This is a genomic window from Streptomyces megasporus, assembly GCF_000718985.1.
Taxonomy (GTDB): domain Bacteria; phylum Actinomycetota; class Actinomycetes; order Streptomycetales; family Streptomycetaceae; genus Streptomyces; species Streptomyces megasporus.
This window is the reverse complement of sequence record NZ_JODL01000003.1, coordinates 98,677-111,235: the sequence shown is the minus strand read 5'-3', so window position 1 is coordinate 111,235 and position 12,559 is coordinate 98,677. Positions and strand designations below refer to the sequence as shown.

The window sequence follows — 12,559 nt, the reverse complement described above, 5'->3', positions numbered from 1 at the left end:
GTCAGTACGGTGCGGCATCCTTTCGCCATGAGTTATCCACCGCCGCCCAACAATGCGCACAACTCCGGCCCAGGTGGCGGTTTCGGTCCGCCGCAGGGCTTTGGTCCGCCCGAGCAGCCGGGGCCGCCCGCGGGTGGTTACGGCTATCCCGGGCCGTCCGCCGGCTACGGCTACCCCGGTCCGCCGGCCGGTCCCGGTCAGCCCGGCGGGTACGGCCCCGGAGGCCCCGGCGGCCCAGGAGGCCCCTTCCCGCCCCCACCGGGCGGCGGGGGCAACGGCGGGAAGGTCGCCGCCATCATCATCGCCGCCGTGCTCGTGGCCGGTCTGATCGTCGGTGTCGTGCTCTTCGCCGCCGCCGGCGACGACGACGCCAAGAAGGACAGGGCCAAGCCGGAGGGCACGCCGAGCGCGACGGCCGAGGTCGAGGACCCTTCGCCGGAGGCCGACGACACCCCGACGGACCTGCCGAGCTTCGACATACCCTCGCCGAGCGCGACGGCGCCCGGCGACCTCGTCCCGTACGTGGTGCTCGAGCCCGGCACCTGCTTCGACCACCCGTCGCTGAGCAGCGGCGTCACAAAGGTGGAGGAGCGGTCCTGCGACGAGCCGCACAACGGCGAGGTGATCGCCAACGAGACGCTCACCGGCGACTTCGCCACCGAGGTGGAGCTGCAGAAGAAGGTGCTGGAGCTGTGCAAGGCGGACGCCGAGAAGCGGCTGAAGCGGATGCCGGCCGACGGCAAGGTGTACTACTACTACGCGATCTACCCGGCGCTGACGACGTACGAGATCCGCGGTGAGGACCAGATCTCCTGCTCGCTGACGCTCAGCAACGAGCAGGACGGCCAGAAGCTCACCGCTCCGCTGCCGGGCTGACCGGTGCGGTGCGTGGCGTGGGCCGGCGGGCGGTCGTAGGCTGGCCGTATGTCGACCCACGCCAGGCGCGAACGCCTTCTGCTGGCCGATCTGTTGGAGAGCGCGGGACCCGAGGCACCCACCCTGTGCGACGGGTGGCGGACTCGGGATCTGGCCGCCCACGTCGTGGTGCGCGAGCGCCGCGCGGACGCGGTCGGGGGAATGCTGGTGAAGGCGCTCCAGCCCCGGCTGGAGCGTGTGCAGGGAGAGTTCGCGGCCAAGCCGTACGAGGAGCTGATCCAGCTCATCCGTACCGGGCCGCCGCGGATGTCGCCCTTCACTCTCAAGCAGGTCGACGAGGCGGCCAACACCGTCGAGTTCTTCCTGCACGGCGAGGACGTCCGGCGCGCGCAGCCGGACTGGACTCCGCGGGAGATCGACCCGGTCTTCGCCGACGCCCTGTGGAAGCGGTTGGAGACCACCGCCCGTCTCTACGGCCGCCGCTCCCCGGTCGGTCTGGTGCTGCGCCGCCCCGACGGCCAGGTCGCGGTGGCCCGCAAGGGCACTCCCGTCGTCACCGTCACGGGCGAGCCCTCCGAGCTGCTGGTCTTCGTCTCCGGCCGGCAGGACGCGGCGCGCGTGGAGGTGGAGGGCGACGAGAAGAACATCGAGCGCGTCCGCGGGGCGCGGCTCGGCATGGAGCTGTGACACCGCGCTGAAGTCCGGGGGCGGTGGGCGTTGCGGACGCCGCCGCCCCGCTCAGCCGCCCAGGCCCGCCTCACGGGCCCGGGCGGCTGCCGCCATCCGGTCGCTCACCTGGAGTTTGGCGAAGATGTGGGAGATGTGGTTCCGGACGGTCTTGTCCGACAGGACCAGCTCCCGGGCGATCCGCCGGTTCCCGTAGCCGCGGGCGAGCAGGTCGAGGATCTGCCGCTCGCGGTTGGTGAGCTGGGGAAAGGCCGCCCGTGAGGGTGTGTCGTGGACGGCGGAGAAGTAGTGGCCCAGCCGGTCCGCGACGAACGGGCTGAACACCGCCCCGCCGTCGGCGACCGTGCGCACGGCCCTCAGCAGTTCCTCGCGGGGGGCGCCCTTGGCCAGGTAGCCCCGTGCCCCGGCGCGCAGCGCCGATATCACCGCGTCGTCCTCCTCCAGCCCCGACAGCACCAGCACCCGTGGGCCGGCCTCCCGATTCGGCGGCGGGGCCGTGATCATCCGGGTGGCCTCGGTGCCCGGGCAGTCGGGCAGGCCCAGGTCCATCAGGACGACGTCGGCCGTCACCTCTCCCCCGCGCAGGGCCCGGACGGCCTCCCGCCCGGTGGCCGCCTCGCCCACGACGGTCATGTCGTCCACGCTCTCCACGGCGTGGCGGGCGCCCGACCGGAACATCGGGTGGTCGTCGACGAGGAAGACCCTGATCGTCATGGCCGTCCCCACGGCAGCACGGCCCTGACCAGGGTGCCCCGCACCCCGTCGGGGCGGGGGAGCACGGCACAGCCGCCGCCCAGCTCCTCGGCCCGTCGACTGATGGAGGCCAGCCCGGTGCCGCGGCGGCCGTGTCCGGTCGAGGCGGCGCCGACGCCGTCGTCGGTGATCTCCAGGATCAGGGCGCGCCCGCGGGGGTCGGTCCTCAGCCGTACGGCCACGGTGGACGCGGACGCGTGCCGCAGCGCGTTGGTGAGGCTCTCGGACGCGATCCGGTAGGCGGCCAGTTCCAGCGCGGGCGGCAGGTCCGGCAGGCCGTCCGGCACGTCCGCGGTGACGGTCGCGGACATGCCGTCCAGCCCTGCCGCGAGGCGCCGCAGTGCGCCGGGCAGCCCCGAGTCGGCGAGCTCCGGTGGTCGCAGATCGCCGACGACGCAGCGGATCTGTTCGATGAGGCGGCCCGTCTCGGCCGCCGCCTCGGTCACCAGACGGCGGGCCTCGGGTTCGTCGGTCAGGATCGCCCCGGCGGTCTCCAGTCGCAGCCGTATCCCGGCCAGGGTCGCGCCCAGGGTGTCGTGCAGATCGCGGCCCAGGCGGCGGCGCTCCTCTTCCCGCGCGGAAATCAGGCGTTCGCGCCACCGTCCGGGACCGTCGCGCATTCCGCGCCTTTCCGTCCGGGTGCCCGGTGCGGCATTGAAGGTCGGGGACGGCGCCGATGTTTTTGTTTTAAACGATTTCGGCCCCGCGCCCCGGGCCGGGGACTCGTTCCCCGGCTTCACTTCCCGGCGCGTGAGCCGCTCCGCCCCACGACTCCCCGGCGTCGCCATGAAAAGTTCCCCCAATTCATCTGAGTCTCGAACATTAATACAGTTGCGGCTCTTTCCGGAGGGGTGTATTCAGCCACCCGTCGATGCGGTTGATCAGGCATTTCCCCGGCTCGTCACAGCAGGCTTCCGTATGACAGCGGGCCGTGACGGCAGTGCGTCGACGTGCGACGGTTGGCGCAAAACGATTGGGTGGTCGTCGGGTACACGCCCGGCGCCGGGGCCGCTCGCGCCCCTCCCGGGACACCGCACGGCGCCCGTTTCCGGGACTCCATGGGACCGCGCTCCCACGAAACCGGGACGACCCACCTCCTACGTTGAGGGCGTCCGGCACTCCCGGAGAGCGACGGACCGACGGATTCCGGAAACCTCCGGGAAGCATCCCCTCCCGTCCCTCCCCGCCCCGAAGGGAAATTCCATGGTGTGCGACGCCATACGACGGAGAATTCCACGAACGCCCACGACATCCACAAGGTCACCGGCGGACACCGGCGCGGCCTCCACCGTCTCCCGCCCTCTCGCATTGCGTGCCGAACACGGCGGGATCGGGCACGGAAACACGTCCGTCAATCACCGTTCCCACCGAACGCCGTACGGACCGGCGGAGCGCCCCACCGCGATTCCCCGGTGCTTTTCCGAAGGCTTTGCCCTGCGTGGCAACCGCAACGCGGCCCGGTCCGGGGGCCGCCACGGGAAGGGGACCCGGTGACGGATGCGCGGGAGTACGGCGGACGCGGCGCCACCGGTGTCTGGCTGGTGAGCGCGCGCGGCTCGGTGGCCACCGCCACGATCGCGGGCGCCGCGGCGCTGCGCGCGGGGCTGGTGCGGCCCTCGGGATGCGTCACGGCACGGCGTGAACTCGCCTGCCTGGACCTCCCCCGCTTCGACGACCTGGTCTTCGGCGGGCACGACACCGCCCGGAGCAGCCTCCTGGAGCGTGCCGAGGAACTCGCCGAGCGGGGTGCCATGCCGCCGGGGCTCCCCCGCCTGGTGCGCGACGCGCTGCTCGCCGCCGAGGAGGAGATCCGGCCCGGAGCGACCCGCGGCGGCGGCCCGCGCGCGCAGCGGGAGACGATCCGGTCCCTCACCGACGACCTCGTCGCTTTCCGGCGGCGGTGGGGTCTGGAGCGCGTCGTCGTGGTCAACGTCGCCCCACCCGATCCGGCCGTGCCGCCCCACCCGGCCCACGCCTCGCTGCCCGCGCTGCGGAAGGCGCTCGCGGCCGGGGAGGACGTCCTGCCGGACAGCGCGCTGTACGCCTGCGCGGCGCTGTCGGCGGACTGCCCCTACGTCGACTTCGCCGCGTCGGCGGCTCTCCTGCTCCCGGCCGTGCGGGAGTTGGCCGCGGAGCGCGGCATGCCGTACGCGGGCCGCGCCGGACGGGCCGGCGAGGCCCTGCTGCGGTCGGTGTCGGCGCCGATGTTCGCGCGGCGGGCGGCGGAGCGGACCCGACTCGTCCCGGTCCCGGCCGGTGAGGGCGACGGCGGCCGGTGGGCCTCCCGCCCCGCCCACGAGGAGGTGTCCGTCGAGGGCTTCCTGGGCGTCAGGGTGACCCTGCGGCTCGACTGGCAGGGGTGCGAGCCCGCCCTGGCCGCTCCCCTGGTCCTCGATCTCGCCCGGCTGATGGCGTTGGCCGACCGGGCGGGCGCCGAGGGGCCGGTGTCGGAGCTGGCGTTCTTCTTCGACGATCCCGTCGCGGAGGGTCCCGCCGGGGCGGACCGGTCCCCGGCCGAGCGGTACGCGGCGCTGGTCGCCTGGGCCCACGGCCTCCACGTGCCCGTGTGACGTCCGCACGGGTTCACCGTCGCCGTGCGGTCGTCGCCGTGGGGTCGGCTCCTCCGGCCGCCTCCCGGTGGGGGGCGGCCGGAGCGCCGCGTCAGCGCACGGGGTGGCCCGCCTCGCGCAGGGTCTCCTTGACCTGGCCGATGCGCAGGTCGCCGAAGTGGAAGACGCTCGCGGCCAGCACCGCGTCGGCGCCCGCCTCCACCGCCGGGGGGAAGTCCGCGAGCCTGCCCGCGCCGCCGGAGGCGATCACGGGGATGGTGACGTGCTTGCGGACGGCCCGGATCATGGCGATGTCGTAGCCGTCCTTGGTGCCGTCGGCGTCCATGGAGTTGAGCAGGATCTCGCCGGCGCCCAGTTCGGCCGCCCGGTGCGCCCACTCCACCGCGTCGATGCCCGTGCCGCGCCGGCCGCCGTGCGTGGTGACCTCGAAGCCCGACGGCGTCACCGTGCCCTCCGGGCAGCGCCGGGCGTCCACCGACAGCACCAGCACCTGGCTGCCGAAGCGTTCGGCGATCTCCCGGATCAGCTCCGGGCGGGCGATGGCGGCGGTGTTGACGCCCACCTTGTCGGCGCCGGCGCGCAGCAGCCTGTCCACGTCCTCGGCGCTGCGCACGCCGCCGCCCACCGTCAGCGGGATGAAGACCTGCTCGGCGGTGCGCCGCACCACGTCGTAGGTGGTCTCGCGGTTGCCGGAGGAGGCGGTGATGTCGAGGAAGGTCAGCTCGTCGGCGCCCTCCGCGTCGTACACCTTGGCCATCTCGACCGGGTCGCCCGCGTCACGCAGGTTCTGGAAGTTGACCCCCTTGACGACCCGGCCGCCGTCCACGTCCAGGCAGGGGATGACTCGTACGGCCAGGGACACTCAGGAACTCTCCTCGGTGTTGCGGAAGGCCTCGACCTCGACCTCGACCAGCACGCGCGAGTCGACGAAGCCGGAGACGATCACGAGCGTCGCGGCGGGGCGGACGGAGCCGAAGACCTCCCGGTGGGCGCGGCCCACGTCCTCCACGTCGCGCGCGTGGGTCACGTACATGCGGGTGCGGACGACGGAGGAGGCGTCCAGCCCGAACCGCTCCAGCGCGGCCAGGGAGTTCTCGAACGCCGTCTTCGCCTGGACGTACGGGTCGCCCTCGCCCTGCACCGCCCCGTCGACCAGGGGCATGGTGCCCGAGACGAGGACCCGGTCGCCGACCGCGACGGCGCGCGCGAACCCGATCGTCTCCTCCCAGGGGCTGTCGGACTGGACTCGCTCCACCGACACCCGCTCCACCGCCACGGGCTCCGTCACCGGGACACCGCCTCCAGCGCCTCTTCCAGGGTGAACGCCTTGGCGTAGAGGGCCTTGCCCACGATGGCGCCCTCGACGCCCTCGGGCACCAGGGCGGCCAGCGCCCGCAGGTCGTCGAGGGAGGAGACGCCGCCGGAGGCGACGACCGGGCGGTCGGTGACGGCGCAGACGTTCCTCAGCAGCTCCAGGTTGGGGCCCTTCAGGGTGCCGTCCTTGGCGATGTCGGTGACGACGTAGCGGGCACAGCCCTCGGAGTCGAGCCGCGCCAGCGTCTCGTAGAGGTCGCCGCCGTCACGGGTCCAGCCGCGCCCGCGCAGGGTGGTGCCGCGGACGTCCAGGCCGACGGCGATCTTGTCGCCGTGCTCGGCGATCACCTTGGCGACCCACTCGGGGCTCTCCAGGGCGGCGGTGCCCAGGTTGACCCGCGTGCAGCCGGTGGCCAGGGCGGCGGCCAGCGTCTCGTCGTCGCGGATGCCGCCGGAGAGCTCCACCTTGATGTCCATCGCGCGGACGACCTCGGCGATCTGCTCGCGGTTGTCGCCGGTGCCGAACGCGGCGTCGAGGTCCACCAGGTGCAGCCACTCGGCGCCCGCCCGCTGCCAGGTCAGGGCGGCCTCCAACGGGTCGCCGTAGGAGGTCTCGGTGCCGGACTCGCCGTGGACGAGGCGGACCGCCTGTCCGTCACGGACGTCGACGGCGGGAAGGAGTTCGAGACGGTGGGTGCTCATCGGGTGGCGGTCCTCGTGTCCTAGAGGGTGTCGATCCAGTTGGTCAGCAGGTGCGCGCCGGCGTCGCCGGACTTCTCGGGGTGGAACTGGGTGGCCCACAGCGGGCCGTTCTCCACGGCGGCGACGAACGGCTCGCCGTGGGTGGCCCAGGTGACCTTGGGGGCGGGCATGGCGGCGTGGGTCGCCTTCAACTCCCACTCGTGCACGGCGTAGGAGTGCACGAAGTAGTAGCGGGCGTCGGCCGGGAGGCCCGCGAACAGCTTCGAGTCCTCGGGGGCCTCGACCGTGTTCCAGCCCATGTGCGGCACGACGTCCGCCCTGAGCGGGCCGACCGTGCCGGGCCACTCGCTCAGGCCCTCGGCCTCGGCCCCGTGCTCGATGCCCCGGGCGAAGAGGATCTGCATGCCCACGCAGATGCCCATCACCGGGCGTCCGCCGGCGAGGCGGCGTTCGACGACCCAGTCGCCGCGGGCCTGGCGCAGGCCCGCCATACAGGCGGCGAAGGCGCCGACGCCGGGCACGAGCAGCCCGTCGGCGTCCATCGCCGCACCGTAGTCGCGGGTGATCTCCACCTCGGCGCCGGCGCGGGCCAGGGCCCGCTCGGCCGAGCGCACGTTGCCGAAGCCGTAGTCGAAGACGACGACCTTCTTCTTCGTCACGCCCACACCTCCAGGCGCAGGATTCCGGCGAGCAGGGCCAGGGCGGCCCCGATGCCGAGCAGCGTGATGACGCCCTTGGGCATCTTCTGCTTCCAGAAGGAGATCGCGCCGCCGAGCAGGAAGAGCCCCACGAAGATCAGCAGCGTGGAGACTCCGTTCACAGGGCGCCCTTGGTGGAGGGGATCTCGCCCTGCCGCGGGTCGATCTCGCTCGCGTAGCGCAGGGCGCGGGCGAGCGCCTTGAACTGGCACTCCACGATGTGGTGCGCGTTGCGTCCGTAGGGGACGTGGACGTGCAGCGCGATCTGCGCCTGGGCGACGAACGACTCCAGGATGTGCCGGGTCATGGTGGTGTCGTAAGAGCCGATCATCGGCGCCATGTTCTCCGGCTCGGTGTGCACCAGGTAGGGGCGTCCCGACAGGTCCACGGTCACCTGGGCGAGGGACTCGTCCAGCGGCACCGAGACGTTGGCGAAGCGGACGATGCCGCGCTTGTCGCCGAGGGCCTGCCGGAAGGCGGCGCCCAGGGCCAGCGCGCTGTCCTCGATGGTGTGGTGGCTGTCGATGTGCAGGTCGCCCTCGGTCTTGACCGTGAGGTCGAACAGGCCGTGGCGGCCGAGCTGGTCGAGCATGTGGTCGTAGAAGCCGACCCCGGTCGACACGTCGACCTTTCCGGTGCCGTCGAGGTCGATCTCGACGAGGACGGACGTCTCCTTGGTGGTGCGCTCCACGCGACCCACACGGCTCATCGGTTGTTCTCCTTCAGTACTGCGCGCATCGCGTCGAGGAACGCGTCGTTCTCCGCCGGGGTGCCCGCGGTGACCCGCAGCCTGCCCGGCACTCCGTTGTCCCGGACCAGGACGCCTCTCTCCAGTAGAGCCTGCCACACGGCGTGGGCCCCGCCGGGGCCGTCGAAGCGTCCGAACTGCACGAAGTTGGCGTCGGACTCGGTGACCTCGCAGCCCATGGCGCGCAACTCGGCGACCAGGCGGTCCCGTTCGGTCTTGAGCTGCTCGACGTAGCCGAGCAGGGTGTCGGTGTGTTCCAGCGCGGCGAGCGCGGTGGCCTGGGTGACGGCGGACAGGTGGTACGGCAGGCGGACCAGTTGGACGGCGTCGACGACGGCCGGGTGGGCGGCGAGGTAGCCCAGCCGCAGTCCGGCGGCGCCGAACGCCTTGGACATGGTCCGCGAGACCACCAGGTTCGGGCGGCCGTCGATCAGCGGCAGCAGCGAGGGCCGGTGGCTGAACTCGCCGTACGCCTCGTCGACGATCACCAGCGAGGGCCGGGCCTCCTGCGCCGCCTCGTACAGGGCCAGCACGGTGTCGGCGTCGACGGCCGTGCCGGTGGGGTTGTTGGGCGAGCAGACGAAGACCACGTGCGGCCTGCGCTCGGCGATGACCGCCTTCGCCGCCGCCACGTCGATGCGGAAGTCCTCGTGGCGTGGTCCGGGGATCCAGCCGGTGCCGGTGCCGCGGGCGATCAGGGCGTGCATCGAGTACGAGGGCTCGAAGCCGATCGCGGTGCGGCCCGGGCCGCCGAACGCCTGGAGGAGCTGCTGGAGCACCTCGTTGGAGCCGTTGGCGGCCCATACGTTCGCGGTGCCGACCTCGTGCCCGGTGGTGCGGGTCAGGTAGCGGGCCAGCTCGGTGCGGAGCTCGACGGCGTCGCGGTCGGGGTAGCGGTTGAGTTCGCGGGCGGCCTCGGCGACGCGCTCGGCGATGCGGGCCACCAGCGGCTCGGGCAGCGGGTAGGGGTTCTCGTTGGTGTTCAGCCGGACGGGGACGTCGAGCTGCGGCGCCCCGTACGGGGACTGGCCGCGCAGCTCGTCCCGGATGGGCAGATCGTCGATGCCGGTCACGCTCGTGCTCACTTGGGCTGCGGCACCTTCCAGTCGAACCTCGCCTTGAGGGCCGCCCCGTGCGCGGGCAGGTCCTCGGCCTCCGCCAGGGTGACCACGTGGTGGGCCACGTCGGCCAGCGCGTCGCGGGTGTAGTCCACGACGTGGATGCCGCGCAGGAAGGACTGCACGGACAGGCCGGAGGAGTGGCAGGCGCAGCCGCCGGTGGGCAGCACGTGGTTGGAGCCGGCGCAGTAGTCGCCGAGGGAGACCGGGGCCCAGGGGCCGACGAAGACCGCGCCCGCGTTGCGGACCCGGGCGGCGACCTCGGCCGCGTTCTCGGTCTGGATCTCCAGGTGTTCGGCGGCGTAGGCGTCCACCACGGCCAGGCCCTGGTCCAGGTCGTCCACCAGGATGGTGCCGGACTGCCGTCCGGCCAGGGCCTCGGCGATGCGTTCGGCGTGCTTGGTGGCGGCCACCTGCGAGGTCAGCTCGGAGTCCACGGCGTCGGCCAGGGCCTCGGAGGGCGTGACGAGGACGGCCGCGGCCAGGGTGTCGTGCTCGGCCTGGCTGATCAGGTCGGCGGCGACGTGGCGGGCGTCGGCGGTGTCGTCGGCGAGGATGGCGATCTCGGTGGGGCCGGCCTCGGAGTCGATGCCGATGCGGCCCTTGAGCAGGCGCTTGGCGGCGGCGACCCAGATGTTGCCCGGGCCGGTGACCAGGTGGACGGGCGGGCACTCCTCGGTGCCGTAGGCGAACATCGCGATGGCCTGGGCGCCGCCGGCGGCGTACACCTCGTCGACGCCCAGCAGGGCGCAGGCGGCCAGGATCGTGGGGTGCGGCAGCCCGTCGAACTCCTTCTGCGGGGGCGAGGCGACGGCCAGCGAGCCGACCTCGGCCTCCTGCGCGGGCACCACGTTCATCACGACCGACGAGGGGTAGACGGCCCGCCCGCCGGGCACGTACAGGCCCACGCGCTCGACCGGCACCCACCGCTCGGTGACGGTGCCGCCGGGGACGACGCGGACGGTGGAGTCGGTGCGCCGCTGGTCGCGGTGGACGATCCGGGCGCGGCGGATGGACTCCTCCAGCGCCTCGCGCACCGCCGGGTCGAGCTCCTTCAGGGCCTTCTCCAGGGCCTCGGCCGGAACCCGGACGCGCTCCAGCCGCACCCCGTCGAAGCGCTCGTTGTACTCGATCACCGCCGCCGTGCCGCGATGGTGCACGGCGTCGCAGATCGGCCGCACCTTCTCCAGGGCGGCCTCGACGTCGAGTTCGGCTCGGGGCAGCAGGTCCCGGTCGACCCCGTCCGCGGCGAGGTCGCGGCCGCGCAGGTCGAGTCGGGTCATGGATACGGATCGAAGCACGTGTACCAGTGTCTCAGACGTGATCCGGTGCCCGTCCCGTCGTATCAGTGCGTGATACGCGAGCGACCGGAAGGGGCATCCTGATGTCAGTGGCGACCGATAGCGTTCGTACCGTTACCCAGTGCCACCTGTGACTTGGGGGAAAGTTGTCGTGAGCGAGTCTCTCACCACCGGGGAACCGCCGCCCGGACTGCGGCTGACCACCGCGGAATGGGGCCTGTGGCAGGCCTTCCGCAACGGAAGCGAGCACGACCTGCGCTCGGGCGAGGCCGAGCTGGACGACCCGAACGGCGACCACGAGTGGGGGCCGCGGCGGACGGTGCGGGCCCGGGTCGTCGCCCTGTTGCTGCTCCACGGACCACCCCCGCTGCTCGGGCGTGTCGCCTCCCTCCAGTTGACCGGCGCGTACGTCACCGGGCGGCTGGACCTGTCCGGCGGGACGGTCGAGCCGTACGTCGAGTTCAAGCAGTGCCGCTTCGAGCAGGAGGTGCTGCTGCACGAGTGCCGGCTGATCACGGCCCGGATGGTCGACTGCCGCATACCCCGGCTGGAGGCCTCCCGGATGAGCACCGAGGGCGACCTCCACCTGCCGCGCTGCACCATCCCCGGCGGTGTCCGGCTCACCGACGCCTCCATCGGCACGGATCTACTGATGAACGAGCTCACGGTCGGCAGCGGCGGTCGGGCGCGGTCGTTCTCCGCCGACGGGCTCCAGGTCGCCCAGGATCTCCAGGCCAGTCTGGTGCTGGCGTCCGGGGAGGTGAGCCTGCGCGGCGCGGAGATAGGCGGCTCGCTGTTCATGTACGGCAGCGTCCTGCGCAACCACGGCGGGCAGTACGCGCTGTACGCCCCGCAGATGACCGTGGAGCACTTCGCGCACTTCGCCACCTCCGGCCCGCACCATCTGCCGGTGGTCCACGGCGCCACCCCGCCCAACGGCATCCCCTGGCCCCCGAGGGGGAGCGACAGCCACCTGACGCGGCGCGTCAAGCGCTTCGAGTGCACGGGCGGGATGAAGCTGGACGACGGGAAGTTCGGGGACTCCCTGGTGCTGGACGACGCCCGCTTCCACCTGGAGCGCGACCAGGAGCTGTCGCTGCGCCGCATCCAGACGCCGGAGCTGTGCTTCACGCCCGAGCGGCCCGGGAACGGTCGGGTGGTGCTCGCGGGGGCGACGGTGGACAACCTGGTGGACAGGGTGGAGAGCTGGCCGGTGGGCGAGGGCCTGTGGATGGCCGGGTTCACCTACCAGAACCTGATACCCCGCGGGCCGTTCACCCTCGCCCAGCGGCTGGAGTGGCTGGCGACGGCGACGCCGGAGTACGCGCCCGAGCCGTACGAGCAGTTGGCGGCCGTGATGCGCAACAGCGGGGAGGACGCGGACGCGCGCGCCGTCCTGCTGGCCAAGCAGCGCCGTCGCCGCGAGACGCTGCCGCCGGCCGCGAAGCTCTGGGGATACCTGCAGGACTGGACGGTCGCCTACGGCTACCGGCCGGGGCAGGCCGCGCTGTGGATGGCGCTCCTGTGGGCCTCGGGGACGCTGTACTTCGCCCAGGACCCGCCGGAGCCCCTCAAGCCCGGGGAGTCGCCGCAGTGGAACGCTCCGCTGTACGTCCTGGACTTGCTGCTGCCGGTGATGGATCTCGGCCAGGACTCCCACTGGAGGCCCGAGGGGGCCTACCAGTGGGCTGCCGCGGCGATGATCCTCCTCGGGTGGGTGCTGGCCACCACGGTCGCCGCCGGGGCCACCCGGCTGCTGCGGCGGCAGTGACGGCGGCGGTGACGGCGGTGA

14 protein-coding genes are annotated in these 12,559 nt (G+C 72.8%); 4 read left to right on the top strand and 10 right to left on the bottom strand.

The features are described from left to right. Positions 1–27: 27 nt before the first annotated feature. A complete protein-coding gene (locus IF47_RS31175) occupies positions 28–876 on the top strand; it encodes a hypothetical protein (RefSeq protein WP_211257159.1) in 849 nt (282 codons plus the stop codon). A 48-nt stretch (positions 877–924) separates the two neighbouring features. Beyond that, positions 925–1,563, top strand: coding sequence for a TIGR03085 family metal-binding protein (locus IF47_RS0104040; RefSeq protein WP_031506668.1), 639 nt, complete (start codon positions 925–927; stop codon positions 1,561–1,563). Between the two features lie 51 nt (positions 1,564–1,614). Here IF47_RS0104040 and IF47_RS0104035 read toward each other — a convergent pair whose 3' ends face one another. Then, positions 1,615–2,277, bottom strand: a complete 663-nt coding sequence (locus IF47_RS0104035) for a response regulator (RefSeq protein ID WP_031506667.1) — start codon at positions 2,275–2,277, stop codon at positions 1,615–1,617. Beyond that, positions 2,274–2,936: a sensor histidine kinase gene (locus tag IF47_RS0104030; RefSeq protein WP_051716957.1), complete on the bottom strand. Its 663-nt coding sequence runs from the start codon at positions 2,934–2,936 to the stop codon at positions 2,274–2,276. The genes IF47_RS0104035 and IF47_RS0104030 overlap by 4 nt, the downstream gene beginning before the upstream one ends. Before the next feature lie 870 nt (positions 2,937–3,806). Here IF47_RS0104030 and IF47_RS0104025 point away from each other — a divergent pair. After that, positions 3,807–4,886, top strand: coding sequence for an inositol-3-phosphate synthase (locus IF47_RS0104025; protein ID WP_031506663.1), 1,080 nt, complete (start codon positions 3,807–3,809; stop codon positions 4,884–4,886). A gap of 91 nt (positions 4,887–4,977) precedes the next feature. On the opposite strand, the gene hisF is transcribed toward IF47_RS0104025, so the two are convergent. Genes hisF through hisD form a run of 8 tightly spaced genes read right to left on the bottom strand, consistent with a single transcriptional unit; the run spans position 4,978 to position 10,749 of the window. Next, positions 4,978–5,748: an imidazole glycerol phosphate synthase subunit HisF gene (gene hisF / locus IF47_RS0104020; RefSeq protein WP_031506661.1), complete on the bottom strand. Its 771-nt coding sequence runs from the start codon at positions 5,746–5,748 to the stop codon at positions 4,978–4,980. Then, the gene (locus IF47_RS0104015) at positions 5,749–6,147 is read right to left on the bottom strand and encodes a RidA family protein (RefSeq protein ID WP_031506660.1); all 399 of its coding nucleotides are present in this window, start codon (positions 6,145–6,147) and stop codon (positions 5,749–5,751) included. Positions 6,148–6,170: 23 nt separating this feature from the next. After that, a complete protein-coding gene (gene priA, locus IF47_RS0104010) occupies positions 6,171–6,902 on the bottom strand; it encodes a bifunctional 1-(5-phosphoribosyl)-5-((5-phosphoribosylamino)methylideneamino)imidazole-4-carboxamide isomerase/phosphoribosylanthranilate isomerase PriA (protein WP_031506658.1) in 732 nt (243 codons plus the stop codon). 20 nt (positions 6,903–6,922) lie between these two features. After that, on the bottom strand, positions 6,923–7,567 hold the full coding sequence (hisH, locus tag IF47_RS0104005; RefSeq protein ID WP_031506657.1) for an imidazole glycerol phosphate synthase subunit HisH: 645 nt from the start codon (positions 7,565–7,567) through the stop codon (positions 6,923–6,925). Continuing rightward, positions 7,558–7,722, bottom strand: coding sequence for a hypothetical protein (locus IF47_RS31010; protein ID WP_031506655.1), 165 nt, complete (start codon positions 7,720–7,722; stop codon positions 7,558–7,560). Before IF47_RS31010 ends, hisH begins: the two co-directional genes overlap by 10 nt. Further along, positions 7,719–8,309 carry an imidazoleglycerol-phosphate dehydratase HisB gene (gene hisB, locus IF47_RS0103995; RefSeq protein WP_031506653.1) on the bottom strand — a complete coding sequence of 197 codons (591 nt, stop codon included), beginning with the start codon at positions 8,307–8,309 and terminating at the stop codon, positions 7,719–7,721. Before hisB ends, IF47_RS31010 begins: the two co-directional genes overlap by 4 nt. Continuing rightward, positions 8,306–9,421, bottom strand: a complete 1,116-nt coding sequence (locus tag IF47_RS0103990) for a histidinol-phosphate transaminase (RefSeq protein ID WP_031506652.1) — start codon at positions 9,419–9,421, stop codon at positions 8,306–8,308. Before IF47_RS0103990 ends, hisB begins: the two co-directional genes overlap by 4 nt. 8 nt (positions 9,422–9,429) lie before the next feature. After that, complete coding sequence (gene hisD / locus IF47_RS0103985) at positions 9,430–10,749, bottom strand: histidinol dehydrogenase (protein ID WP_031506650.1); 1,320 nt, start codon at positions 10,747–10,749, stop codon at positions 9,430–9,432. Between the two features lie 169 nt (positions 10,750–10,918). Between hisD and IF47_RS0103980 the strand changes: the two genes are divergently transcribed. Further along, entirely contained in the window at positions 10,919–12,538 is a 1,620-nt protein-coding gene (locus IF47_RS0103980; protein WP_031506649.1) for a hypothetical protein, read from the top strand. Positions 12,539–12,559: the final 21 nt, after the last annotated feature.